Source organism: Azorhizobium doebereinerae UFLA1-100 (assembly GCF_000473085.1).
GTDB lineage: Bacteria > Pseudomonadota > Alphaproteobacteria > Rhizobiales > Xanthobacteraceae > Azorhizobium > Azorhizobium doebereinerae.
Window position 1 is genome coordinate 217,672 of the sequence record NZ_AXBA01000002.1, and the last position, 25,991, is coordinate 243,662.

A 25,991-nucleotide genomic window follows, 5' to 3' on the forward strand; every position below is an offset into this window, starting at 1 on the left:
CGATGCTCAACGCCGCCCTGACCGAACTGCTGCGGGTGCGCACGCTCCTGATCCTGCTGGGCCTGCTGTGCCTGGCGGTGCTGATCTGGTTCGTCGGCCCCCATGTGGGCATCGCCGGGGCGACGCCGCTGGCCGGCATCGGCGCGCGCACCGGCGCCATCGCGGCGCTGTTCGTCATCGCCTTCGGCGCCATGCTGGCGCGCATCCTGCTCGCCCGCCGCGCCAATGCGCTGGCCATCCGCAACCTGCTGGACACCGACGGGCTGGCGACGCTGGCCAGCGAGCAGTCCTCCGACGAGATCGAGCTGATCCGCGAGCGCTTCGAAGCCACCATGCGGGTGCTGAAGGACACCACCATCGGCAAGGTGTCCGGCGCCAACTACATGATCCAGCTGCCGTGGTACGTCATCATCGGCCCGCCCGGCGCCGGCAAGACCACCATCCTGAAGAACTCCGGCCTCACCTTCCCGCTGGCTGAGCGGGTGGGCGACGACCCCGTCGCCGGCGTCGGCGGCACGCGCTATTGCGACTGGTGGTTCACCGACGAGGCGGTGCTGATCGACACCGCCGGGCGCTACACCACCCAGGACGTCAACAGCGAGGTGGACAAGGCCACCTGGCGCGGCTTCCTGGAGCTGCTGCGCACCCACCGCCCGCGCCGGCCGATCAACGGCGTCATCGTCGCCATCAGCCTCGCCGACGTGGTGGCCGGCGACGAGGCCATGCGCCGCCGCCACGTGGACGCGGTGAAGAAGCGCCTGCAGGAACTGATGCGCTTCTTCGGCATGTCGGTGCCGGTCTACGTGCTGTTCACCAAGTGCGACCTGATCAGCGGCTTCAGCGAATATTTCGAGGAGCTGGACGACGTCGGCCGCGCCCAGGCCTGGGGCACCACCTTCGAACTGGACGAGCCCACCGCGCAGCCGGGCGCGGATTTCGACCGCCGCTTCATGGCCCTGGCGGAGCGGCTGGAAAGCCGGCTGATGCGCCTCATCCACCAGGAGCGCAGCATCGCCCGGCGCTGCCGCATCTTCACCTTCCCCAAGGAGTTCGCCAGCCTGCGCGATCCCTTGGGCGGCTTCGTCTCCGAGGTGTTCAAGGCCAGCCGTTTCGAGATGCGCCCCATCCTGCGCGGGGTCTATTTCACCAGCGGCACCCAGGAAGGCACGCCGGTGGACCGGCTGCTCGGCGCCATGAGCCGCAACTTCGGCCTCGCCGGCTCCCGGCAGCTGGCGTTCAGCGGCAAGGGCAAGGCCTTCTTCATCAATCGCGTGCTCACCGACGTGGTGTTCGAGGAACAGGGGCTGGCGGGCGTCAACCGCAAGCTGGAGCGCCGGCTCTCCACCGTGCGCGGCCTCGCCTATGTGGCCACCGCCGCCGTGACGCTCGGCCTCGGCTCCACCTGGATCTTCGGCTCGGCCCAGAGCGAGATCCGCATCGGCGAGACCCGTGTCGCGCTGGACGATCTCGACCACCAATTGGTGCGCCTCCAGCCGCGCGCCGGCTTCGCCGAGCTGCTGCCGGTGCTGAACGCGGCGGGCCGCATCGACGCCATCGCCAGCGGCGACGACGCCTGGGTCAGCACCGAGAGCTTCGGCCTCAGCGCCGTGCCGCGCCTCAGCGCCGCCTCCCAGGCGGCCTATGACCGGCTGCTGGTGAACCGCCTGCTGCCCAGCCTCGCCGGCCGGCTGGAGGCGCGCATCGACCAGGACCAGCGCGCCGCCACCCCCGCCGCTTTGGACGACCTGCGCGTGGCGCTGCGCAACTATCTCATGCTGGGCGAGCCGCAGCGCTTCGACCGCGCCACCATGACCCAGTTCGCCAAGAACGAGGCGGTGCAGGCCTTCCCGCTGGACACCGCGCGGCAGGCGCAGATGTCCGAGCACCTCGCCGCGCTGATGGCGCTGCTGCCCAAGCCCTACGCGCTCAACCAGGCGCTGATCGCCAACGCCCGCGCGCGGCTGGCCAAGGTGCCGCAGGTGGACCAGATCTACGCCCGGCTGCTGCGCGAGGGCTATGAATCCTCCACGCTCCAGGCCATCGACCTCGGCCAGGTGGTGGGCGCGCGCAGCCTCACCGGCACGCCGGACGCGCAGGCCAGCGGCGGCCTCGTCATTCCCGGCCTGTTCACCCGGCCGGGCTTCTACAGCTATTTCCTCACCCAGCTTCCCGTGCTGGTGAGCGAGGAACTGGGCGCCGACTGGGTGGCGGGCGGCACCAGCCAGCCGCAGGCCCAGGCGCTGGCCCGCCAGATCGCCGATCGCTACGTGAAGGATTACGTGGCCACCTGGCAGGGGGCGCTCGCCCGCGTCACGCCGGTGCGCTTCACCGACATGCCGCGGGCGCTGGCGGTGCTGCAGAATCTCGCCGGCCCGCAATCGCCCATCGACGCGCTGGTGGCGAGCGTGCGCGAGAATACCGACCTGCCGCCACCGGGCCAGGAGAGCAACGTGCCGCCGCCCGCCGGCGTCACCGTGCCGGTCTCCCCGCTGGCGGTGGCCGCGGGCAAGGCGGGCGGGGCCGCCACGGGAGCCGCCACCACCGCCGCGCTCGGCGAGGGGCCGTGGCCGGGCAAGACCATCACCCAGCCGTTCATCCCGCTGATCCAGCTGTCCAGCCCCGGCCCCTCCGGACAGGCCCCGGCGCTGGGCCGCATCCGCGACCTGCTCAGCAATGTCTATGGCGTGCTCTCCGGCGTCGCCAACGCGCCGCAGCCCTCGGTGGCGGCGTTCCAGATCGTCGCGGCGCGGGTGAAGGACCAGAAGAACGACGCCTTCGCGGCGCTCCGGGCGGATTCCGCATTGCGGCCGGAGCCGGTCCGCACCATCCTGCAGGCGGTGGGGGACAGCGCGTGGTCGACGCTGCTGGGGCTGGCCTACCAGAATGTGAACCAGGCCTGGAAACAAGACGTGCTGCCCGTTTGCGAGAGTGCCATCGCCCGCCGCTATCCGATCTATCCGGACGCCAAGGACGAAGTGACGCTGACCGATTTCACCGATTTCTTCCGTCCGGGCGGCACGCTCGACACCTTCTTCAGCCAGTACATGGCCGGCTTCGTGGTCGACCAGCGCGGCACCTATGTGCCGATCACCGTGGACGGCTCGCGCGTGCCGGTGAGCCAGGCGGCGCTGGCCCAGTTCAGCCGCGCCCGCCAGATCCGCGAGGCCTTCTTCCCCAACAAGGGCCCGACCCTGCTGGTGAAATTCTCCCTGCGCCCGACCTTCCTGTCGCCCAACGTACTGCGGGCGACGCTGAATCTCGACGGCAACGACATCGTCTATCGCCACGAGGCGCCGCGCAGCTACGACATGGAATGGCCCACCCGCAGCGACGCCAGCGTCGTCGCCGTCACGCTCGCGCCGATCGAAGGCAGCGAGACCAAGGTGCAGCGCTCCGGCCCCTGGGCGCTGTTCCGCTTCATCAGCGCCTCCTCGCCGCGCGGCCGCTCCGACCGGCAATCCTTCACCGTCAACGGGCCGGACGGCGCCAGCGTCACCTACGACCTGCGGGCGGGCAGCGTGAACAGCCCGTTCGGCCTCGGCGCGCTGGCGAGCTTCCGCTGCCCGGACGACCTATGAGCGCCCCCGACCTGCCGCGGGGCGGGCTCTTCGGCAAGATCCCCACCACCGACGACTTCATCCGCCGCAACCTGCCGCTCAGCTTCGTCACGCCCTGGGAAGCCTGGATCGGGCAGGTGCTGGGCGGCGACGGCGCGCTGCCGCGCGAGGCCTGGAACCAGCAGTATCTGACCAGCCCGCCCTGGCGCTTCGCGCTCGATCCCGGCGTCGCCGGCGGCACCGGCTGGGTGGGCGTGCTCGCCTCCTCCGTGGACCGCTTCGGGCGCGCCTTCCCGCTGACCCTGGCGGTGCCCTTCTCCCGCGCCTGCGGCCTGCTCGACCTCGCCGAGGAAACCCACCGCCTCGCCCAGACGCTGGAAACCATGGCGCTGGACCTCATCGCGGGCGACATGCCGGTGGACGCGGCGGCCGAGCACATCGCCGCCATGCACCTCGTGCCCCCGGCCCAGCGCCACCCCGAGTGGCGCGCGGTGCGCGGCGACAGCGGGCGCGGCAGCCGCGTGTGGGTGCTCACCGGCCGCAGCCACGCCTCGGTCGGCGGCGCGGCCAGCGACCTGCTCACCGGGGTGCTGCGGCAGAAGGCGCGCGGGCCGGCCGGCCTCACCTGCTGGTGGCACGAGGGCTGGGGCGCGCTGCCGCCCGCCAACGTGCTGGTGCAGGGCCTGCCGGACGTGGACACCTATGTGCGCATGATGGACGGCGCCTGGACCGGCACCGCCATCACCGCTCTGTCCGGCGGAGCCCCGTGATGGACGGGCAGGCCGATCCGCCGGTGCCGCGTCCCTGGCGGCTGGACGCCTCCGCCGCCACCCGCACCGGCTTCTGGCACACGGTCAATGAGGATGCCTTCGCCGTGCGGGAGCCCGCGGGTCTGTTCGCGGTGGCCGACGGCATCGGCGGGCTGGTGGAGGGGGCGGTGGCGAGCCGCGCCATCGTCGAGGTGCTGACCCGCGCGGTGACGCCCGGCGCGCCGCTGGAGACCCGCGTGCGCGAGGCCGAGGACGCGCTGCACCACATCAACGAAGCGCTGTTCCTGGAAGGCATCGAGCGCCGGCCGCCGGTGCGCCGGGGCTCCACCGTGGCGCTGGTGCTGCTGGGGGAGGCCACCGGCGTGTGCCTGTGGGCGGGGGATTCGCGCGCCTATCTCCAGCGCGGCCGCGAGCTGCACCAATTGACCCACGACCACAGCCTGTGCGCCCAGGAGGGCGGCGCCATCCACCCGCGCAACATCATCACCCGCGCCATCGGCCCCGCCGGCGAGGTGGAGATCGACTGCTGCGTGGTGGACATCGCACCGGGCGACATGCTGCTGATGTGCACCGACGGGGTCAGCAACGCCCTTGACGAGGCTGCGCTGCGCGCGTTGCTGTCGGGCCCCATGGCGGGGCTGGCCGAGCGCATCGTCGCGGAGGCCGTCGCGCGCGGGTCGCGCGATGATGCTACCGCTGTGGCGGTGCGGATCGCGGCGGCGGACGGCGCGGGATGAGGGGTGGCGGCATGAGGGCGCGGGCATGAGGGCGGTGGACCCGGGACAGGTGGCGGCGCGCGGCGCCACGCCCACCGTGCTGCCCCATCACCTGGGCACCCGGCTGAAGGGCCGCTACGAGCTGATCCAGGTGATCGGCCGGGGTGGCATGAGCACCGTCTACCACGCCGTGGACCATATCCGCCTGCGCGGCCGGGCCGCCCAGCCGCACGTGGCGGTGAAGGTGGCCAGCATGCCGGCGCCGTTCGACATCGCCGCGCACGAGCTGATCCACCGCGAGGCCCAGCGCATGCAGGCGCTGGTGCATCCCAACATCGTGCGGGTGTTCGACAGCGACCATGAGGGCGACACCCATTTCCTGGTGATGGAGCTGCTCACCGGCCGCACCCTGTCGAAAGCGCTGCCGGAGGCCACCGGCAAGGGGCTGGACTGGCCGCAGGCGCGCCGCGTGGTGGCCGGCATCGCCGCCGCGCTGGCCCATGCCCACGCCCATGGCGTGATCCACACCGACCTCAAGCCCGGCAACATCTTCATCGCCGGGGACGGCACGGTGAAGGTACTGGACTTCGGCCTCGCCCAGCGCACCGGGGGCGCCGGCGACGCCCATCAGGAGGACGCCACCATCCGCTATCTGGATCTGGTGGGCGGGCTCACCCCCTCCTTCGCCTCGCCCGAGCGGCTGGCCGGCGCCGACCCCACCCCCGGCTGCGACCTGTTCGCCTTCGGGCTGCTGATCCATGTGCTGCTGTCCGGCAGCCACCCGTTCCAGCGCCGCCCGGCCGACGAGGCGCGGCGCCTGGGCCTGGAGCCGCTGCGCCCGGCGGGCCTCGCGCCGCATCGCTGGCGCGCGCTCAAGGCGCTGATGGCCTTCGACCCGGCGGACCGCCCGGCCAGCGTCGGCGCCTTCACCGCCGGCTTCCTCGGGCCGCGCTTTAACCCGCTCGGCCTGTTCCGGGCCGCCCGGCCGGGAGCCTGACGCCATGGCCGCGCCGTCCGACACCGCCGCCCCGCCCGTCCCGCAGCCCGAGCGGCGCGAGGCCCTCGCCCGGCTCGACCGGGTGTGCCACGAGATCGCCAGCGGCAATTACGGCAACACCGACGACCTGTTCGCCCTCACCGTCGATCCCACCGCCGCGCCGATCATCCGCGAGCTGGCGGAATCCTTCGGCAGCATGCTGGTGCAGGTGGAGGCGCGCGAGTTCCGCCTCACCGGCCTGATCGAGGAGTTGCAGGAGGCCCAGCGCCAGCTGGAGGCGGCCAACCGCAAGCTGGCCAGCGAGAATGTGGAGCTGACGCAGAAGGTCCACACGCTGACCATCGAGATCGACCGCCAGCGCTTCAAGCGCGAGGTGGGCGAGATCACCGAGACGGACTATTTCCAGGATCTCCAGCGCCGCGCCCGCAGCATGCGCGCGCGCGCCAGGGGCACGGCCGAGGACGCACAGGAATGACCCGCATCGTCTCCACCCATTCCTACCGGGGCGGCACCGGCAAATCCAACATCACCGCCAATGTGGCGGTGCTGCTGGCCGAGCGCGGCCACCGCGTGGGCATCGTCGACACCGACATCCACTCGCCCGGCATCCATGTGCTGTTCGGCGTGGACCCCTCCGCCATCCGCTTCACCCTCAACGACTATCTGTGGGGCCGCTGCGCGGTGGAGGAGGCCGCCGTGGACGTCACCGAGGCCGCGCTGGGCGACCGGCCGGTGCCGGAGGGCGGGCGGATCCTGCTGGTGCCCTCCTCCATGCGCACCGGCGAGATCGCCCGCGTGGTCAAGGAAGGCTACGAGGTGGACCTGCTGAACGACGGCTTCAACGCTCTGTGCGAGCGCCTGCGGCTGGACTATCTGCTGATCGACACCCATCCCGGCGTCAATGACGAGACGCTGCTGTCCATCGCCATTTCCGACTGCCTGCTGCTGGTGCTGCGGCCGGACCACCAGGACTACCAGGGCACGGCGGTGACGCTGGAGCTGGCCCGCCGGCTGGAGGTGCCGCAGCTGCTGCTGGTGGTGAACAAGGCGCTGGCCGCCTTCGACGCCCGCGCCCTGGCCGAGCAGATCGCGCTCGCCTACCGCTCGCCGGTGGCCGCCGTGCTGCCGCTGACCGAGGATCTGGTGCGGCTCGGCAGCGCCGGCGTGCTCGCCGCCCAGATGCCCGACAGCCCCTATGTGGCCGGCCTGCGCCACGTGGTGAGCCAGTTGGAGGGCTGAACCGGCGGCCGCGTCCTCGCGGCCCCACGCGCGGCCCTCACACCTGCCAGCCGGACGCCTCCAGGAAGGCGAAGGCGTCGGCGAGGCGGTCCTCGGCCTCGAACGCCAAGGCGGCGCGCACCGCCGCCTGCTCCGCCGGGCGCAGCTGCGGCAGGGGCTCGGGCTCCAGCTCGTTGTCGATGGCCTCCAGCGCGGACATGCGGCCGAACGGGTGGCGGCCGCTCATCATCATGTGGACGAGGCAGCCCAGCGCATAGACGTCGTCGCGCGGATCGCGCGGATCGCCCCGCATGCGCTCGGGGCTGGCATAGACCGGGGTCATGGCATCCAGCGTCGAGCCGTCGAAGCCGCCCTCGTCGCGGGCCGCGCTGGCGATGCCGAAGTCGAGGATCTTCAGCGTGCCGTCGGCGCACAGGAACAGGTTGCCGGGCTTCAGGTCCGCATGCACCACGCCGCGCGCGTGCGCCAAAGCGAGCCCGGCGCAGAGCTCGCCCACCGCGCGATAGGCCGCCGCGCTGCCGGCGAAGCCGAGCGCCTTGTCGGCCAGCACCGCGTCCAGCGAGCGGCCCTCCAGCAGTTCCATGACCATGAACACATGGTCGCCGTCGCGGTCGAAATCGTGCACGGTGACGATGTTGGGATGCGGCAGTTCCTGGGTGCGGCGGGCTTCCGCCTCCATCGCCCGCACCGCGTCGGGATGGGCGCGGAAATTCCCGCCCAGGAGCTTCACCGCCACATAGGGCCGGCGCGCCTGCGCCTCCAGCCGGCGGCGGTCCACGGCGCGGTAGACCACGCCCATGCCGCCGCGCCCCAGCACCGCGTCGAGCACGAAGCGCTCGCGCAGCATGTGGCCGACGAGGTTGCGCTCCGGCGTCGCCGGGGCCGGCTCGTAGGCGCGGGGCGTTCCGGCCGCCGCGTTGCGCGCGTCGTGGCGGGCGCGGGCGCCGCGGAACGAGGCCAGAGCGGCGTCGAGCTGCCGCTCCGGCTCCGGGGCGCGGCTCGCCTTGCCCTTGCGCAGGTCCTTGAACTGGCCGACCAGCGCCTGGAGCACCACCGCGTCCACCTTGCGCTGGATATCGCCGTCGGCGGGCTCCGGCACGGCGGCGGGCGTGTCCGGCGCCGCCGGCTCGGCGCCAGCCTGCGCCACGTCCTGATAGAGCAGCACCGCCAGGTCATAGGGGATGCGGCCGAGGTCGATGAAGTCCTGCAACCGCGCCGAGAGGTGCGCGAGGCCGCTCTCCCGCTCCGCCGCCAGGGCGCAAAGGTCCTTGACCAGCCGCTCGAAGGGACGGCGCCCGGAGACGAAGGCGATCAGCGCCGCGTCGAACGGGTCGGTTTCCTGGGGGCCAGCAGGCGCACGCTCCGAAATGGTCATCCTCCCGCCGCGCTCACGCCCGCTCCGGCTGGCGGATGGCGTAGCGCTGCACCTTGTCCACCAGGCTGCGCCGCGAGATCTTGAGCAGGTCCGCCGCCCGGCTCTGGTTCCAGCCGGTCTCGCGCAACTGCACCTCGATCAGCGCCGCCTCATAGCATTGCACCATGGCGCGCAGCCCGGCGCCAGCCCGCGGCTGCGCCGGCAGGGCGGGCGCCGGCACGCCGGGCTCGCCGCGCAGCTCCGCCGGCAGGTGCCGCGGCTCCAGGCGGCCTTCGTCGCACAGCAGGAGGGCGCGTTCCACCACGTTCTTCAATTCGCGCACATTGCCGGGGAAGCGCCATTTCATCAGCGCGTCCAGCACGCTGGGGCTGAGCGCCGGCGGGTTGCGCCGCTGCGCGTGGCAGGCGCGGGCGAGGAAGTGCTCGATCAGCGCCGGGATGTCGGACGGCCGCTCGCGCAGCGGCGGCAGGGTGAGCGGGAAGACGCTGAGGCGGTAATAGAGATCCTCGCGGAACTGGCCGGCGGCGATCTTGGCCGGCAGGTTCGCATTGGTGGCGGCGACGATGCGCACGTCGACGATCTCGGTGCGGGTGTCGCCCACCCGGCGCGCCTCGCCCTGGCCCAGCAGCCGCAGGATCTTGGCCTGGAGGCCGAGCGGCATGTCGCCGATCTCGTCCAGGAACAATGTGCCGCCGTGCGCCTCGTGCACCAGCCCCTTCTTGTCCGCCGTGGCGCCGGAAAAGGCGCCCTTGCGATAGCCGAACAATTCGCTTTCCAAGAGGTGCTCGGGCAAGGCGGCGCAGTTCTGCACCACCAGCGCTTTGTCCTTGCGCGGGCCGAGCGCATGCAGCAGCTTGGCGAACACCTCCTTGCCGGTGCCGGTCTCCCCCAGCAGCAGCACCGGCACGTCGGCCGGGGCGGCGCGGCGCAGCAGCGCCACCGCCGCCTGGAACGGCGGGCTCTCGCCGATCACCCCGTCGCCCACCACGATCTCGCTGCGCAGGCGGGAATTCTCCAGCTTCAGGTCGGCATTGGCGCGGTCGAGCTGGCGGATGAGCTGGCGGTTCTCCTCGAACAGCCGGGCGTTGGAAATGGCCACCGCCGCATGCGCCGCGAAGGCCCGCACGATGCCCTCGAACCGCGCGGAGAGCGCCACCGGCGCGCCGCCCGGCTCGGCGCGGGTGTTGACGAGCTGGAGCACGCCCAAGGTCACCCCTTCCAGGCTGCGCAGCGGCAGCACCATAAAGGAGCGGGTGCGGAAGGCGCCGCGCGCCTCCTGCCGGTACAATTCGGCGAAATCGAACCCGCTATAGGCCCGCACGTCGGCGATGTTCACCACCCGGCCGGTCACCGCCGCATAGGCGCTGGGGTCCTCCATGTGGAAGCCGCCGCCCGCGCGATAGAGCGGCACCGGGCGGGCGAGGCCCGCCGCGTCCGGGGCGGCGTCGTTCTGGCCCACCATGCAGTAGAGCTCGCGCCCGGTGCGCTCCAGCACCAGCACGCGCCCGCCATCCGCATGGGTGAGGCGGCGGGCGGAACTGACCACGGCGCCGAGCACGCTCTCCAGCCGCCGCTCGGTGGACAGCGCCGTGGTCAGCTCGATCAGCTCCGCGATGATGCCCAAAGGGTCGCGCACGGCAAGATCCGGCACGGCCAGATCCGGCACGGCTAGCTCCGGCACGGCGGGCAGGCCCTGGGTCACGCCGTCGCTCTCCCCCACCCTCAGGCGTCCGCCGCCAGATCCGCGCTCTCGGTCGCGGGCGCGTCCAAGCGCGCGTCCTGCGCCTCGGGCTGCGCCGCGTCCAGCCGGTAGACGAAGCGCCCGTCGCTCCCCACGTCGACGCCGATGCGGTCCGCCTGCTTCTCCTGGCTCATGCGGCTGAGGATCTCGGTGGCGATGTCCGGCAGCAGGGTCTTGTTGACGATATGGTCAATGTTGCGCGCGCCGGTCTCCACATCGGTGCAGCGGGCAACGATCTGCGCCACCACCGCGTCGGTGTAGAAGAAGGCCATCTTCTGGCTCTCGCGCAGGCGGCGGGCCACCTTGTCCAGCTTCAGGCGGGCGATGTCGCCCAAAATGTCGCCCAGCAGCGGATAGAAGGGCACGATCTGCATGCGGGCCAGCAGCGCCGGCTTGAAGTGGCGCGAAAGCTGCGGGCGGATCGCCTCCACCAGCGCGTCGGTGGCCGGGCGCGGCGTCATCTGGCCCATGTGGGTCAGCGTGTCGGTGGCGAGGTTACTGGTCAGGATGACAATGGTGTTCTTGAAGTCCACCACCCGGCCTTCGCCGTCGGAGAGCACGCCCTTGTCGAACACCTGGTAGAACAGGTTCATCACCTCCGGGTCGGCCTTCTCCACCTCGTCCAGCAGCACGACCGAATAGGGGCGCTGGCGCACCGCCTCGGTGAGGATGCCGCCCTCGCCGAAGCCCACATAGCCGGGGGGCGAGCCCACCAGCTTGGAGACGGTGTGCTTCTCCTGGAACTCCGACATGTTGATGGAGATGAGGAAGCGCTCGCCGCCGAACAGCAGGTCCGCCACGGCGGTGGCGAGCTCCGTCTTGCCGACGCCGGAGGGGCCGACGAACAGGAACACGCCCATGGGCTGGGTAGGGCTGTTGAGCCCGGCCTTGGCCGCGCGCATGCCCTCGTCGATGGCGGCGATGGCCTGGTCCTGGCCCTTGATGCGGCGCTTGAGGTCGCTGCCCAGCGCCAGGATGGAGGCGGCCTCGTCGCGCACCATGTTGCCGGTGGGAATGCCGGTCCAGTCGGAGATCACCTGCCCCACCGCCTCCGGCGTCACCTCGTAATGCAAGAGGCCGGCGCGGCCCTGCACCTGGGCGAGGTCCGCGATGGCCTGGGCGAGGTCGGCGCGCAAGGCGAGCGCGGTGTCGCTCGCATCTTCCTCCCCGTTCTCGCAGGGCGCCAGCGGCGCGTCGGCCCCGGCGCCCTCCCCCTCAGCGGGCGCGTCCAGCGCGTTCAAGTCCTGGCGCAGGGCGAGGATGCGGTCCACCAGCGCCTTCTCGGCGGCCCAGCGGGCCTCCACCTCGGCGATCTCGACCCGCAGCCCGGCCACCTCCTGGGCGATCTCCAAAGCGCGGGGATTGCCGGCGGTGCCCAGCGTCGCGCAGTCGCGGGCGATGGCGGCGCCTTCGCGCTCCAGCGTGGCGATGCGGCGCTCGCGGCTGTCGAGCGCATGCGGGCGGTTGGTGAGCGACAGCTTGACGCGGGCGCAGGCGGTATCCAGCACGTCCACCGCCTTGTCCGGCAATTGCCGGCCGGAGATGTAGCGCGCCGCCAGCTGGCTCGCCGCCATCACCGCGTCGTCGCGCACATAGACATTGTGGCTGCGCTCATAGATGGGGCGCAGGCCGCGCAGGATGGTGGTGGCCTCGGCCGGGCTCGGCTCGTCCAACTTCACCACCTGGAAGCGGCGCTCCAGCGCGGCGTCCTTCTCGAAATATTTCTTGTATTCGCTCCAGGTGGTGGCGGCGATGGTGCGCAGTTCGCCGCGCGCCAGGGCCGGCTTGAGCAGGTTGGCGGCATCCCCGCCGCCCGCCGCACCGCCGGCGCCCACCATCATGTGCGCCTCGTCGATGAACAGGATGATGGGCGTGGGCGAGGCCTTCACCTCCTCGATGATGCCCTTCAGCCGGTTCTCGAACTCGCCCTTCACCCCGGCGCCGGCTTGCAGCATGCCGAGATCGATGCCCACCAGTTCCACCTGGCGCAGGAATTCCGGCACGTCGCCCTGGGCGATCTTCAGCGCGAGGCCCTCCACCACGGCGGTCTTGCCCACGCCCGGCTCGCCCACGCAGATGGGGTTGTTCTTGCGGCGGCGGCCGAGGATGTCGATCATCTGCTGGATCTCGCGATCGCGGCAGAACACCGGGTCGATCTTGCCCGCCCGCGCCTGGGCGGTGAAATCGGTGGCGAAGCGCGCCAGCACGCTGTCGGGATTGCGGCCGCCGGAGGCCGCCGGGCGATGGCCGGGGGTGCCCGCCGGGGCGGCCGGGGCGGCGCTCTCGGCGGAATGGGCCAGCAGGCCGTGGAACTCGGCCTTGAACTGCGCGCCCGGCACGGCGCGCAGCGTGTCCCACCATTCGGTCAGGCTGAAGCGGTTGGCGTTGGCCAGCACCGCCAGCAGCACGGCGCCGGAGCGCGTGGCGCTCTGCCCCAGTTCCACCGAGGCCAGCAGCCAGGCGTCGGTGAGGATCTCGATCAGCACCGGGGCGAACACCGGCCGGCCGGGGTTGCCCGCCTTCATGTCCTCCACCGCGCGCTGCAACTGGCGCTTGAGCGTCGGCGTCTCGACGCCGTACTGGCGCAGCGCGATGCCCATGTCGCGGTCGGCATCGTCCACCATGGCGAGCAGAAAGTGCTCGACGGTGACGTCGTAATTGCCGCGCCCCACCGCGAGGCCCGCCGCCATTTCGAGCCCGCGCTTGGTATAAGGCGACAGCCGGTCCAGCAGCGGCTTCAGGTCCAGAGACAGCATGGCGACATCTTCCCCCGCGCAGGGCTCCCGCCCCGGCCGGCGTGCGGCGAATGAAGGGGACGCCCGAAATCCGTGGCCGTGACAGCGGCGCCGGCGCGCCGCGCGGCGCGCGCGACGGGCGCACGGCGGCCCTGTCAGTCGGCGCGCAGCAAAGCCATGTTCGATGACCTGGACATGACACTCTGGACATGACACGCATGCCCTATGCTACCGCACCGGCCTCCGGGGAGGCCGGTGCGGCGGGCATGCCGCGCGGCGATGAGCCGGTGATCAGACCGCCGGCTTGCGCCAGTCGTCGGAGCCGGAGGTGCCGGCCTTCTCGTGCGTCCAGGTCACCTTGCGATAGGTGAAGGACCAGTCTTCCATGTGCTGGAGCTGGGCGTTCTCGGGCAGCAGCGCGTTGGGGATCAGCGCCTTGCCGTCCACCAGCACGGCGTCTTCCCACTTGATGGTGAAATACTTTTCCTGCTGGCCCTTGGTCGAGGTGCGCCAGAAGGACAGTTCCACCGTGGTCAGCACTTCGCCGGTGGCGAGCGCCTGCCACAGCAGCGGCGAGGCCTTGTCCACATACTTGGTGATGGTGGCGGGCTGGTGCACGCGGGCGCCGGTGGGCTGGCCGGACTGCGGGTCCCGGGGGATGATGACGTTGCTGGCGAAGGCCTGGACGATGCACTCGTCCTCATGGCCTTCCTGCCACAGGTTGCCGACGCTGTCGGCGGTGAAGGCGCCCTTGGTGATGGGGCCCTGCTTTTCGCCGGTGATGGTGATGTAGGCGGGAGTCGGCATAACGTCCTCGATCTCGATGACCGGCCCGATGCCGGCGCAGTCTCCACCGCAAGACCGATGCCAGTTCTACTTCACGCTTTTGTCATGCGGCGCGCTTTCTTGTTCCCGCAAGCCGTTCACGGCGCATTCTGCACTTTCTGCCGGGTCACACCGGCGTATTTATTCGGTGCTGCAACTGCGCAGAAAACTGCGCAGTTGGCGCCTCGCAGCGGGTTCCTGCGCAAGTGACGGTCGCGCGACGCCCGCTCAGGGCGTCGCCACCGGCCCCAGCGAGACGAGGCGGCAGGTGACGTCCAGCAGCGCCCGCGTCTTCAGGTCCAGCACCGCCACGCCCTCGCAGCGGAAGCCCTCGCCGCCGAACACCGCCTGCCCGGACACCGCATAGTCCAGCGCCGCCCGCCGCCCGTGGCTGAGGCGGCTGCGCGGCATCACCGCCAGCCGCAATTGGAGCGGACGCCCGTCCGCCAGCGCCAGCGCCTGCCACGCCGGCTGCTCCGGCCCGCCGGCGGGATAGGCCGCCACCAGCGCCCGCACCGTTTCGCTGAGCCGCGCTTCAACGCCGCCCACGTCATCCTTCAGCGGCTGCCAGATCATGCCTCGCCCCCGTTCCCCGCCGTCGCGGCGGCCATGCGTGCCAGTTCGGCCAGCGGTGCGGCCCAGTCGCCGGGACGCTGCGCCGGCAGCACCCGCATGTTCGGATACCAGAGCGAGGCGCCGTCGCGATGGGCGAACGGCCAGGGCAGCGCGGCCGGCACCAGCGCCGCCGCGCGCATGCCCATGGCCCCGGCCATGTGCAGCGCCAGGCCCGCGCTGCCCGCCACCAGATCCAGATGGGCCATCGCCGCCGCCAGGTCCCGCGCGTCGGCGAAATCCGCGCCCGCATCCACCACCGCCGGGCAGGCGGAAAGCTGCGCCCGCTCCGGCCCGAAGGCCAGCGAGACCAATGTGCCCCGCCCCGCCAGCGCCGCCGCGAGATCGGCCAGGCGCAGGCCTTGCGCGCCCGCCTCGAAGGCAAGGCCGATCAGCGGGCGCGGCAGGCCCTCCAGCGCCGCGCCCCAGCGGGCGTGGCGGGCGGCGTCCACCGCCAGATAGGGCGCGCCGGGCGCGCCCGCATCGCTGCCCAGCAGGCTGGGCAGCGCGGTGAGCGCCAGCGCATCGGCCGGCGCGGGGGCGGCGGTGGCGGCAAGGCCGACGATCCCCTCCAGCAGCGGCAGCAGCGCCGCCTCCGCATGGCACGGCACCGCCCCGCCCGCCGGCGCCACCGCCCGCGCGAAGCGGGCCAGCAGCACGAGCTCGCCCGCCGCCAGCCCCTCGGGGATGCGCAGCGCGGCGACGGCCGGCGGACCGTCCTCGGGCACCGGCCACACCTCACCGAACCGGCCGAGCGCCAGCAGCAAATGGGTGCGCAGGTGCGCCGCCTCGGCCGCGTCCGGGGCGCGCTGGAACGCCTGTTCGGCGAAGGCCAGCGCCTTTTCCAACTCGCCGGCGAGCCGCAGCAGCCGGGCCATGGCCAGCAGCGCGCCGGGGTCGCCCTCGGCCCGCCGCACCAGCGCGGCGAAGGCGGCGAGGCCCCCCGCCGTATCGCCGGCGAGGATGCGGACGCGGGCCAGCGCGTCGGTGGCCTCAGGATGATGGGGCGCGGTGGCGATCACCCGCCGCAGGTGCCGCTCGGCCGCCTCCAGCCGGCCGAGGTCCATCAGCCGGCCGGCCAGCGCCACGGCGCGGCCATGGTCGGCGGGGGCGGCGAGATAGGCCTCCTCCGCGCAGGCCAGCGCCGCCTCCAGGCGGCCCTCGCCGGCCAGGATGTCGCTGATCAGCGCCAGGTCCGGCCCGTGGCCGGGGCGCAGGTCGAGGGCGTGGCGCAGCGCGGCCTCGGCCGGGCCGGGCCGGCCCTCGCGCAGCAGCAGGCGGGCGGCCAGCGACCAGCCCTCGGCCATCAGGCCGGCATCGTCCGCCGCCTGGGCCAGTTGCTGCACGGCGAGGATCTCCGCCCGCGCCCGCGCCCCTTCATCCTGCGCCAGCAAGGCGGCGGCCAGCTCGGCCCGGCGCGTGCCGTCGTGCGGCGCCAGCAGCGCCGCCTGCTCCAGGCAGGCGACGGCCGCCTCGGGGCGGCCGAGCGCGGCATGAGCGGCGCCGAGATTGGCGATGACGTCGGCGCGGCCGGGATGGCGTCCGGCCAGGTCCGCCAGCAGCGCGAAGGCCGGCTCCGCCGCGCCCCGCGCCAGGGCGCCGGCGGCGCGCAGCAGCAGGGCGTCCACCTGCTCCGGCGCCTGCGCCAGGATTTCGGCCACCAGGATCTCGGCCTCGGCATGGCGCCCGGCCGACATCAGCCGCCCGGCGGCGGCGACATGAGCGTCCAGATGGGCGTCCAGATGGGCGTGGTGCGGCGGCGCAAGGCCGGCGTCCGCGCTCATCCCACCGTGACCCGCTTGCCGTCGAAGCGCAGGTCCTCCTTGGCCACCATCACGGCGGTGGCGGCCGAGGCGCTGGAGATGCCGGCCACGGTCTCGACGCGGGTGCCCGCCTCCAGCACATCGGTGTCGCGCACCACCACGGTGCGGCTGCCGGCCTGCTCGGCGCTGGTGTCCGCCACCACCTCGCGGCGGCGGGCGGTGATGCGCAGGTGATCGGCGACGAAGCTGGCGAGCCGGCCCACCAGGGTGAAGGCCCGGGCGCGCACCGCCACGCTGCCGCCGTCAATGGCGACCTCCCGCGTGCCGACCAGCGCCAGCTGCGGCGCCGCCAGCCGCACGCTGTCCGCGCCGGGCACCGAGAGGGCGGCCTCGCCCGGCAGCAGGCGGTCGAGCACGCTGAGCACGAAGCTGTCCGCCCCGGCGGTGGCCAGCAGCACCAGATCGCCCACGGCGGGCTCCACCAGGCAGCCGGCGGCGCGGCGGGCGGGGCGGTCCGCCTCCCCCGCCGCCACCCGCACGGCGCCATCGCCGGCCAGCGCGACCACCCGGCCGACCCGCAGGTCCGCCGCCTCCGCCTGCGGCGGCGCGGCTGCGGGCTGCGGCCGGGGCTGCGGCGCGGCGGCTCCGTCCGCGCTCACAGATAGGCCTCCAGGGTGACGAAATTGGTCTTCATGGAGGCCTTCTCTACCGACAGGTCGACCATCTTCTGCACCAGCTTGCGCTGCTCCACGTCGAGATCCTTGGTGGTGATCTTGGAGCGCACGCTCTCGAACGCCACGTTGACGATCTTGCCGTCCATGCCGCCGCTGAACTTGAAGTCGGTATTGACGAGCTTCATGTCCTGGGAGGTGATCTTCATGTCGGAATCGGTGATCTTCATGTCGCCGCCGCCGATGCAGTATTTCGCCGACCAGCCGATGATGAGATCGGCCTTGGCGCCGAGCGTGACCGAGGTGGCGGCGCCGATGGTGAAGGTGTTCACCCCCGACAGCTGGATGGTCAGCGAGATGGATACCTTGATCGTCTGCTCGAAGCCGATGAAGATGGTGAAGCTCTCGCCGAGCGAATATTTCGTGGTCGTGCCGTAGGTGAAGAAGCTGGTGTCGCCCAGCGACTTGATGCTCGCCTTGTTGGAGGCGGTGATCTTGATGTCGGCGAGGTCCACCCCCTCGGTGCCGGCGGTGATGGTCACGCCGTTCTTGGTGGAGAGGGTGTACTGGCCGGCCGGCACCTTGTGGGTGGAATCCCCCTTGGTGGTCTCGCTGGCGTAGCCTGCGCCGAACTTCATCAGCGCCGCGCCGACGACGTTCACGTCGAGATCCTGCTCGCTGTACAGCAGGATGCCGTTGCCCGAGCCGCTGTGCGCGGTGGTCGTCACCTTGACGGACTTCTCCATGTTCTCGGTCTTGGTCTCGAACGCCGAATAGCCGAGGCCGCCGCCGGTGGAGGTGTAGCCGTTGAGGTCCGAGGCCACCGCCGTGGAGGTGGAATATTTGAGACCGGACTGCGCCGGCTTCTCCTCGTCGCCCACATAGGCGCCGAGGCGCAGGTAGTTGCCGGTCGGCGGCTTGTCGCCCACCGCCTTGGGCACGTCCATGCGCAGGTAGCGCGTGCCGGTGTCGCTGGCGCCGTCCTCCATCTCCAGCAGCGTGCCGGCGGTAGTGCGCAGCCGGTTCACGGTGCGCGAGGCCTTGGTCACCGGGTCGGCATTCTTGCCGTTATAGGCCGCGCCCACGATCACCGGGCGGTCGGGATCGCCGTTCACATAACCGACCAGCACCTCGGCGTCCTTCAGCAGCGGCATGTGCAGGCCGCTCACCACGCTGTTGGCGGAGGCCCCGGCATAAGGCTGCAACTGGCGCAGCGCGGCGCTCGCCTTGCCGGCCACGGTGTGGCTCTTGCCGTCATTGTAGCTGAAGCGCACGCGGTAGCGGCCGGCATCGTCCAGGCTGGCGCGCTTGTCATTGCTCTCCGCGTCCACCAGCGCGTTGAACACGCCGGACATCACCGGGCGCGGCGTCACCCGGCGGGGCCGGAAGGCGCGGTCCTTGCGGATGGCGACGAAATCGTTGGCATAGGCCGCCGGCCGCGCCCCGGCGGTGAAGCCCAGCGGCGCCGGGGCGCCCGCCGCGTGCGCCACCTCCACCACCACATAGGTGGTGTTGAAGGCGTCGATGGGGTGCTCCTCCAGGGTGAAGGTGGCGCCGGCGCGCAGGCCGGGGAAGGTGCTGCGGCCCTCGAACACGCTGGCCTGCCAGGCCAGTTCCTCGGCGCGGATGGAGGCGAGCTTCTTGCCCTCCGCGTCGTCGGGGAAGTTGTCGCCATATTCGACGATCTCGCCCACCCCCTCGGCGGAGGTGCTGGCGGAGATCAGGTCGGTGCCCGGCGTCGCCTCGTTATAGTCGCGCAGGCGCACCTGCTTGACCTGCGGCCGCTCCACGCGGGTGAAGGAGGTGACGGACACCTCGTCCGTGGGGCTGGCCTCGCACTCGCCCTTGAAGCGGATCTTCACCGGCTCGGCGAAATCCGTGTTCCGCGCGCCCACCGTGATCTTGTCCTTGGCCTCGTCGCCGGAGGTGTCGGTGGAGACGTAGTAGAACACGCCGTAATGCTCGCACACGCGCGAGAAGAAGGCGAGGTCGGTCTCGTTATACTTGGTGATGTTGGAGCGCTTGAACTCCGCCGGCACGGTGGAGGAGACGGTGAAATCCAGCTTCTGGCCGTGGCCGGAGGTGGTGCTGCCCTTGGACAGCGAGCCGTCGAGAAGGCCGGTCACCAGCGCCTTCAGGTCCATGGCGGCGTCGGCGGCGAACACCTCGGTCTGCTGGCTGAAATCCAGCAGGCTGAGGCGCGGCGCCACCACCACGGAATAAGCGAAGTCGTTCTGGTTCGGCTTATCCCTGACGCGGAATTCCAGCACCACGCCGGCGAAGGTGGTGGTCTGGCCGTGCGCGCTCACCGTCACCCAGGCCGGCTTGCCGGCGGCCGACTTGCCGGCGAGGTCCGTGGGCGTCACCACGAAGGCCTCGAAGCGGTAGGGCGCGGAGATCGCCTCGCGGCCCTTGAACGCCTCGCAGTCGAGATCCTCCACCTCCAGGGCGGGGATCGACACGGTGATCGACAGCTCAGCCCGGCCGTGAGGACCGCCATGGAAATGCGGCGGCCGGCGCGGCGGCTCCAGGCGTGGCGGCCGGTGGCGCGGCGGCTCGGGATAGTCGTGGTCGCGGCCGTGGCCGTGACGGTCATGGTCGTCGCGGTCGTGGTCGTCGCGGTCGCGGCCGCGGTGGTCGCGATCCCGGTCCTCATCACGATCGCGGTCATGGCCGCGATCACGGTCATCGTCACGGTCGCGGCCGCGCATGCCGGAATCGCGGTCGTCGCGGGAAGGCTCGGGGGCGTCGTCGTGCCGGTTCATTGCATGGCCATCAGTTTGATCTGCGACGGGCTGATGCGCACGCCGGGAACGTTGGGGCTGACGCCGTTCTGCTTGGTCGGCGCGGTGAGCTTGGTGGCCGGCACCCCGCCGACGAACAGGTTGGCGGAGCCCATGGCCGCCTGCGAGGGGCCCATCACCAGCCCCGACACCGCGCCCAGCAGCACCCCGGCATTGTCGCCATTGGTCAGCGGCGTGGTGGTGGTCAAATTGTGCGCCGGCATGGCCGAGAGCAGCAGCTTGGTCTGGTTGGGGATGGCGGTGGTGGACAAAGCGATGTCGGGATAGGGCAGCGGCACCACGGCCGGGCCGACGGGCGTGTTGCACACGTCCGGAAACGCCATGTCGGTGGCCGGCATCGGGCCTTGAGAGGTCACGAACATCGCCAAATCTCCCGCATCGTCAGGTCTCCCGCGCGGCGGGCCGCACGTGCTGGGGGGTGTAGAGCTCGGCCACCGCCCGCTGCGGGTCGGTGTCCAGGGTCTCGCCGCCGGCGCCGAGGCGCAGCATGCCGGTGGTGTTGGCGCGGTGCAGGTCGGTGCGCAGGAAGCGCGCGCCGGTGAAGTCCGCCGCCTCCAGCCGCGCCCCGGCCAGCACCGCATAGGACAGGTTGGCGCCGGCGAAGCGGGCGGCGGGGGCGCTGGCCCCGGTCATCACCGCCATCTCCAAATCGGCGCCGGAGAAATCCGCCTGGGCGAGGCGCGCCTCGCCGAAATTGGCGCCGCCGAGGCGCGCCCCCACGAGCCGCGCCCCGCTGAGGTTGCTCTGGGCGAAATGCGCCTGCGGGGCGGTGACGCCGGAGAGGTTCGCCCCCGCCAGGTTGCAGCCCTTCAGGAAGCTGCCGGAGAGGTCCACGCCGGTGAGGTCGGCGCCGGACAGGTCGGCGCCCATCATGTTCACCCGCGCCAGCACCACCTGGGTGAGGTCGCGGCCGGAGAGGTCCGCGTCCACCAGCAGCACGGTGTCGCAGACGAGGCCGGCGATCTCCGCCGCGCGCAGGTCCGCCTTGCTGGCCATGAGCCGCGTCGCCACCACCTGGGACAGGTCGATGCCGGCGAGGTCGCACTCCAGCAGCGCGGCGCCGTCGATGCGCGCCCCGGCGAAGCGCGCCTGCGGCAGGGCGCAGCGCAGGAAGCTGCTGTCGCTCACCTGCGCGCCCGTCAGCCGGGCCCTGGCCATGGCGCATTGCAGGAAGGCGGCGCCGGAGATGCGCGCGCCCTCGAAGCTGACGCCGGTGAGGTCGCATTCGACGAAGCGCACGTCGCGCAGCTCCGCCCCGGCGAAGCACGCCCCGGCCAGGTCGCAGCGCAGGAACAGCGCGCCGGGAAGCGCGACGCGATCGAGGCGCGCACCGCGGAACGCGGTGCCGACGCATTGCACGCCGGCGAGCGAAGGCGTCCCCGTCCAGTCGGTGAGCGAGAAGTCACCGCCCTCGTAGACCAGGCCGAGGCGGGCATGCTCCAGGAGGTCCGCGCGCGCCGCCGCGAAGCCCCCGGCCTCGGGCATATCCCCCGCCCGCATATCCCCCTCAGGCATGGGTGGTCTCCAGGGCGAGCACGGTGTTGAACAGGTTGGCGCCGGTGAGGTCCGCCCCGGCGAGGTCCGCGTCGCTGAGGTCGGCGCCGAACAGGTTGGCGCCGCGCAGGGTGGCGCGGGCGAGGTCGGCGCGGTGGAGCTGCGCCTCCATCATCTGCGCGCCGATGAAGTCCGCGTCCGGCAGGACGGCGGCGTCGAGGAAGGCGCGCCGCAGCGAGGCGAGGCGGAAGTCGGCGCCGGCGAGCTTCGCCTCGCCGAACACCGCGCGGTCGAGCACGGCGTGGGGAAAGCGCGCGCCGGTGAGGTCGGCGCCGAAGAAGCTGCAATCGCTGGCCAGCGCGCCGGAGAAGTCCGCCTCCGCCAGCAGCGTGCCGCCGATGAAGGTGGAGCCGCGCAGGTCCGCCTGCGGCGCCTTGAAGCCGCGCGCCTGGACGGCGGTGAGGGCGCAGCGGTCGAGGAAGGCGCCGGAGGCGTCCACGCCGGTCATGTCGGCCTGGAGGAACAGGCATTGCCGCAGCCGCGCCTGGGCGAGCACCGCCCCGGCCAGCGCGCCCTTGAGCACCAGTACCTCGTCGAGGCGCGCCTCGGAGAGGTCGGCGCCGTCCAACACCACCTCGAGCGCCTGCACGCCGCGCAGCATCGCGCCGCGCAGCATCGCGCCGGGCATGCGGGCGCGGATCAGGCGGGTGCCGTCCAGCCGCGCGCCGGCGAGGCGCACGGCGGGGGCGTCCACGCCGCAGAGATTGGCCCCGGTGAGGTCGGCGCCGGTGAGGTCGGTATGGTCGAGGCGCGCCTCGCTCAGCGCCGCCTCCACCAGGATCGCCCCGGCGAGCCGGGCATTGGCGAGATTGGCCTTCTCCAGGAAGGCGCCGGTGAGATCGAGGCCGGAGAGGTCGGCGCCGGCCAGATTCGCGCCCGCCAGATCCCGGCCCCGCAGATCGAGGCCGGCGCGGGCCTCGGCCAGCACGATGTCGCCGAAGCTGCGCGCCACATGCGGCGACATCGCCTCCTGCGGATAGGCGGCCTGCGGCGCGTTGAGCCGCAGCGCGGCAAGGCCGGCGGCAAGGCGCGGCGCGGCGGCGTCCAGCACGCCGTCCACCGCGGCCATGTCGTGCCGGGCCTGCGCCATGCGCGCCTGCGGATCGGCGGCGGCGGGGTCGGTGGCGGGATCGGCGGGGGCGAGGTCGGCCAGCAGCGTGTCGAGGGCCGAGCGGCCAGGGGCCACGGCGAGGGCGGGCAGCGCCGCGCCGAGCCTGCGGTCGGCCGCCGCCATCTGCCCGGCGACGGCGGCGGCCGTCTCCGGCGGCAGGTCGGGGCCGGCGGCAAGGTTCGCCAGCAGCCCCGCCAGCGGGTCGGCGGGCGGCGGCGGGGTGGCGGCGGGAGCATCCTCCGGCCGGGGCGGCAGCGGCGGCAGGTCGATCGCCCGCGCGGTGGCCATGGCGGCGCGGGCGGGGGCGAACGGGCTCGCCTCCGGCAGGGCGAGGAAGCGGGCGCGCGCCGCCGCCACCTGGGCGTCCACCTGGGCCGCATCGTCGGTGCCCTGGAGCGCATCGGCCAGCAGGGCGCGCCAGTCGCCGGCGGCGCCCGCCGCCGCCAGCGCGGCGTCGAGGGCGGGCGGCAAGGGCGCGCCGTCCAGCTCCGGCCCGGGGCCGGCGGCCGGGGCAGCGGCGTCGAGCGCGCCCGCCACGTCCGGCCCGCCCAGCGGGGCGAGGCTGGCGAGCAGGGCGTCCACCGCGTCCGCGCCGGCGCCGGGGCGCTTCAGCGCGTCCATGGCGCCGAGCACCGCCTGCCCCTGCCCGGCCTGGGCCAGCAGGCTGTCGTGGGCGGCGCGGGTCTTCGCCTCCAGAGCGTCCAGCACCGCGCCGAGATCGAAATCGCCGTCCGCCAGGTCTTCCGGCGTCGGCAGCAGCAGCGGGTCCGGGTCCGGCACGGCGGGCGGCGGGCGCACGGCTGCGGGCACCGCCAGCGCGTCCAGCCGCCGGTTGATCAGGAAATCGGACGCCTCAGCCCGGCGCGCGGCGCCGCGCGCCGCCTGGGTGCGGCGGGCGTCCGCGCGGCGGGCGGCTTCCGCCGGGTCGGGGGCCGGCGACAGCTCGCCGTCGGAGAAGGCATGGCGCGGGGCGGTGGCGGGGTCGGTGCGCAGCCGGCGCACCCGCGCATAATGGTCGAGCGGGCGCGGCGGATCGGACTGGTGCTCGTAGGCCAGCATGAGGTCGGTGACATCGCGCCCTTCCAGGTCCGCCACCGGCACCACGCCGTGCCAGGCCAGCAGCCCGCGCCGCGCCCCGGCGAACAGCCACAGCGTGTCGAGGCGCAGCGTCATCTCCACCCACGCCGCCCCCCGGCCGACGAAGGCGCGCGGGCGCAGCGCCGGCAGGTGGCCGCTGAGCTCCGGATGGGCGGCGGAGAAGTTGCGCAGGCGATAGGGCTCGCCGCCGGCGAGATAGTCGCCGAAGCGCTGGTCGGGCGGCGCGGTCATGAAGAAGTCGGGATGGATGTCGTTGGCCAGCGCCGGGGCCACATGCTCCACCCAGGCCTGGTCATAGGTGCCGGCGAGGCGGGCGCGCTCGGGGTGCATCACATCCAGCGGGCCGAACAGCGCCGGGGCCGGCTCGTCCTCCGGCCGGTGCAGCAAAGCGGCGGGGTCTTCCACATTGGGCAGCGCAACCGCCTGCCCGCCGCCGATGCGCCCGGCGGCGCCGAAGCCGCGCCCTCCCGGATTGAGCCGGTGCCCCGGCCCGCCGAAAGCCAGTTCCGGGCCGAGCAGCAAATCGGTGAGCGGCTGCGGCGCTGTGGCCGCATAGCCGTTCGGCCCCGCCGCCCACCAGCGGTCGCCGAACACCGCGAGGCGCTTGGTGAGGCCGGCCACCTGCGCCTCCAGCATGAGGCCGCCGCGATCCGGCGCCTGGACGCGGCCGCCGATCAGCAGCTCGGCGCGCGGCTTGGGCATGCCGGTATCCAGCGCCCCGCCCGGCGGCAGCGCCTGCGCCGCCATCAGCCACAGCGCCTGCTCGCCGTCGAGGCGCCGGCTGTCGGCGAGGTCGAAGGCGGCCATGACGGTGGCGATGTAGCGCGCCCCGCCGGTGCGGCGTTCGACCTTGGTGAGCACCGCCAGCGTGCGCGGCTTGATGACGAGGGGCATCGGTCCTGCGGGACTCCGGACGGGAACGCTGTCTTGTAGGGGTGCCCTCTTACAGCCGTGCGACGCTCGCGCCGGGTGTGGACAACCCGCACCGCCCCGGCTCGCACGCGTCATATTCAGTCACACTGAAAATCACGCACTTTTCATTGCCGCTGAATTTCGGCTCTGCTAAACCAAGGCCATGAAGCTCGCCGACTGGCTCCAGAATGCCAACGTCACCCGCAGCGCCTTCGCCAGGCAGGTGGGATTGTCTCCCGCCAGCGTCACGGCGCTGTGCAATGACGACAGCGCCTGGCTCTCCCGCGAAAGCGCGCAGCGCATCGCCCAGGCCACCGGCCATGCGGTGACGCCCAATGATTTCCTGGGGCTCCCGGCCCCGACCCTCCGAGGTTTGCCCGTGATCGACACCTCCCAATCCCGCGTCCAGCTCGCCATCGAAGCCATCGCCCGCGGCGAGATCATCGTCGTCACCGACGACGACGACCGCGAGAACGAGGGCGACCTCATCCTCGCCGCCTCGCAGGCGACGCCGCAGAAGCTGGCCTTCCTGATCCGCCACACCTCGGGCATCGTCTGCGCCCCGCTGCCGCCCTCGGAAGCCAAGCGCCTGCGCCTCGACCCCATGGTGTCGAACAACGACGCCCCGCTCGGCACCGCGTTTACCGTCTCCATCGACGTGAAGCACGGCACCACCACCGGCATCTCGGCCGAGGAGCGCACCAACACCGTGCGCGCGCTCGCCAACCCCAACATGGGCGCGGCCGACTTCGTGCGCCCCGGCCACGTCTTCCCGCTGATCGCCAAGGAGGGCGGCGTGCTGATGCGCTCGGGCCACACGGAAGCCGCCGTGGACCTGTGCCGCCTCGCCGGCGTGCCGCCCATCGGCGTCATCGCCGAACTGGTGAATGACGACGGCACGGTGAAGCGCGGCCCGCAGGTCACCGCCTTCGCCGAGGAGCACGCGCTGCTGCGCATCTCGGTGGCCGACATCATCGCCTACCGCCAGGCGCGCGAGAAGCTGGTGACGCGGGCGGCGGAATTCCCGGTGCCCACCTCGGTGGGCGAGATGCAGGGCTTCTCCTACCTCACCCCGTTCGACCAGGTGAACCATCTGGCCCTGGTCCACGGCCGCATCGGCGACGGCGAGAACGTGCTGGTGCGCCTGCACCGCGCCGACCCGGTGGCCGACGCCTTCACCGGCGCCAAGGCGCTGCAAAAGGCGCTGGAGCGCATCAAGCAGGAGGGCCGGGGCGTGCTGGTCTATCTGCGCGACGGCACCGTGGGCGTGCCGCCCACCGCCATGGGCGGCGGCGACAAGAGCGCCAGCGAGCTGGAGCGCGACCAGCACTGGCGCGAAGTGGGCCTGGGCGCGCAGATCCTGCGCGATCTCGGCGTCACCTCCATCCGCCTGCTGGCCTCCAAGGCCCGCACCTATGTGGGCCTGTCCGGCTTCGGCATCGAGATCGTCTCCACCGATACGCTGGAGGGCTGAGCGGGCGGGACCCGCCAGGAAGAACTCGGCCAAGAAG

The 25,991-nt window shown here is 72.5% G+C and carries 18 protein-coding genes; 7 read left to right on the forward strand and 11 right to left on the reverse strand.

Features of this window, described 5'->3' with window-relative positions; genetic code table 11:
- Window positions 1–2 precede the first annotated feature (2 nt).
- The 6 genes from tssM to YU1_RS0103595 are packed head-to-tail and all read left to right on the forward strand — an operon-like array spanning window position 3 to window position 7,279.
- Window positions 3–3,578, forward strand: coding sequence for a type VI secretion system membrane subunit TssM (gene tssM / locus YU1_RS0103570; protein ID WP_029002894.1), 3,576 nt, complete (start codon window positions 3–5; stop codon window positions 3,576–3,578).
- A complete protein-coding gene (gene tagF, locus YU1_RS31750) occupies window positions 3,575–4,327 on the forward strand; it encodes a type VI secretion system-associated protein TagF (RefSeq protein WP_051356453.1) in 753 nt (250 codons plus the stop codon). Before tssM ends, tagF begins: the two co-directional genes overlap by 4 nt.
- Entirely contained in the window at window positions 4,327–5,064 is a 738-nt protein-coding gene (locus tag YU1_RS0103580) for a PP2C family protein-serine/threonine phosphatase (protein ID WP_051356454.1), read from the forward strand. Before tagF ends, YU1_RS0103580 begins: the two co-directional genes overlap by 1 nt.
- Before the next feature lie 25 nt (window positions 5,065–5,089).
- Window positions 5,090–6,040 (forward strand): serine/threonine-protein kinase, encoded by a 951-nt coding sequence (locus YU1_RS27795; RefSeq protein WP_029002896.1) that lies wholly within the window; start codon window positions 5,090–5,092, stop codon window positions 6,038–6,040.
- 4 nt (window positions 6,041–6,044) lie between these two features.
- Window positions 6,045–6,515, forward strand: coding sequence for a hypothetical protein (locus YU1_RS27800; RefSeq protein WP_035713551.1), 471 nt, complete (start codon window positions 6,045–6,047; stop codon window positions 6,513–6,515).
- A complete protein-coding gene (locus YU1_RS0103595) occupies window positions 6,512–7,279 on the forward strand; it encodes a MinD/ParA family ATP-binding protein (protein WP_029002897.1) in 768 nt (255 codons plus the stop codon). The genes YU1_RS27800 and YU1_RS0103595 overlap by 4 nt, the downstream gene beginning before the upstream one ends.
- A 37-nt stretch (window positions 7,280–7,316) precedes the next feature.
- Here YU1_RS0103595 and YU1_RS27805 read toward each other — a convergent pair whose 3' ends face one another.
- The 11 genes from YU1_RS27805 to YU1_RS31765 all read right to left on the reverse strand — a co-directional run bounded on the left by YU1_RS27805 (window position 7,317) and on the right by YU1_RS31765 (window position 24,462).
- On the reverse strand, window positions 7,317–8,654 hold the full coding sequence (locus YU1_RS27805; protein ID WP_051356455.1) for a serine/threonine-protein kinase: 1,338 nt from the start codon (window positions 8,652–8,654) through the stop codon (window positions 7,317–7,319).
- Window positions 8,655–8,667: 13 nt separating this feature from the next.
- Window positions 8,668–10,356: a sigma-54-dependent Fis family transcriptional regulator gene (locus YU1_RS27810; protein WP_156921947.1), complete on the reverse strand. Its 1,689-nt coding sequence runs from the start codon at window positions 10,354–10,356 to the stop codon at window positions 8,668–8,670.
- A gap of 20 nt (window positions 10,357–10,376) precedes the next feature.
- On the reverse strand, window positions 10,377–13,151 hold the full coding sequence (gene tssH, locus YU1_RS27815) for a type VI secretion system ATPase TssH (RefSeq protein ID WP_084539637.1): 2,775 nt from the start codon (window positions 13,149–13,151) through the stop codon (window positions 10,377–10,379).
- A 270-nt stretch (window positions 13,152–13,421) separates the two neighbouring features.
- The gene (locus YU1_RS0103615) at window positions 13,422–13,937 is read right to left on the reverse strand and encodes an Hcp family type VI secretion system effector (protein ID WP_029002898.1); all 516 of its coding nucleotides are present in this window, start codon (window positions 13,935–13,937) and stop codon (window positions 13,422–13,424) included.
- A gap of 246 nt (window positions 13,938–14,183) precedes the next feature.
- Complete coding sequence (locus YU1_RS0103620) at window positions 14,184–14,531, reverse strand: hypothetical protein (protein WP_029002899.1); 348 nt, start codon at window positions 14,529–14,531, stop codon at window positions 14,184–14,186.
- Entirely contained in the window at window positions 14,528–16,351 is a 1,824-nt protein-coding gene (locus YU1_RS34690; RefSeq protein ID WP_035713554.1) for a tetratricopeptide repeat protein, read from the reverse strand. Before YU1_RS34690 ends, YU1_RS0103620 begins: the two co-directional genes overlap by 4 nt.
- The gene (locus YU1_RS33935; RefSeq protein WP_051356457.1) at window positions 16,348–16,989 is read right to left on the reverse strand and encodes a DUF3540 domain-containing protein; all 642 of its coding nucleotides are present in this window, start codon (window positions 16,987–16,989) and stop codon (window positions 16,348–16,350) included. Before YU1_RS33935 ends, YU1_RS34690 begins: the two co-directional genes overlap by 4 nt.
- Window positions 16,986–19,766 (reverse strand): type VI secretion system Vgr family protein, encoded by a 2,781-nt coding sequence (locus YU1_RS0103635; protein ID WP_029002900.1) that lies wholly within the window; start codon window positions 19,764–19,766, stop codon window positions 16,986–16,988. The genes YU1_RS33935 and YU1_RS0103635 overlap by 4 nt, the downstream gene beginning before the upstream one ends.
- Complete coding sequence (locus YU1_RS0103640; protein WP_029002901.1) at window positions 19,763–20,167, reverse strand: DUF4150 domain-containing protein; 405 nt, start codon at window positions 20,165–20,167, stop codon at window positions 19,763–19,765. The genes YU1_RS0103635 and YU1_RS0103640 overlap by 4 nt, the downstream gene beginning before the upstream one ends.
- Before the next feature lie 19 nt (window positions 20,168–20,186).
- Complete coding sequence (locus tag YU1_RS31760; RefSeq protein ID WP_084539639.1) at window positions 20,187–21,320, reverse strand: pentapeptide repeat-containing protein; 1,134 nt, start codon at window positions 21,318–21,320, stop codon at window positions 20,187–20,189.
- Window positions 21,313–24,462: a DUF2169 family type VI secretion system accessory protein gene (locus YU1_RS31765; protein ID WP_051356458.1), complete on the reverse strand. Its 3,150-nt coding sequence runs from the start codon at window positions 24,460–24,462 to the stop codon at window positions 21,313–21,315. Before YU1_RS31765 ends, YU1_RS31760 begins: the two co-directional genes overlap by 8 nt.
- A gap of 181 nt (window positions 24,463–24,643) precedes the next feature.
- On the opposite strand from YU1_RS31765, the gene ribB reads away from it, so the two are divergent.
- The gene (ribB, locus tag YU1_RS0103655; RefSeq protein ID WP_029002903.1) at window positions 24,644–25,954 is read left to right on the forward strand and encodes a 3,4-dihydroxy-2-butanone-4-phosphate synthase; all 1,311 of its coding nucleotides are present in this window, start codon (window positions 24,644–24,646) and stop codon (window positions 25,952–25,954) included.
- The last annotated feature ends 37 nt before the right edge of the window (window positions 25,955–25,991 follow it).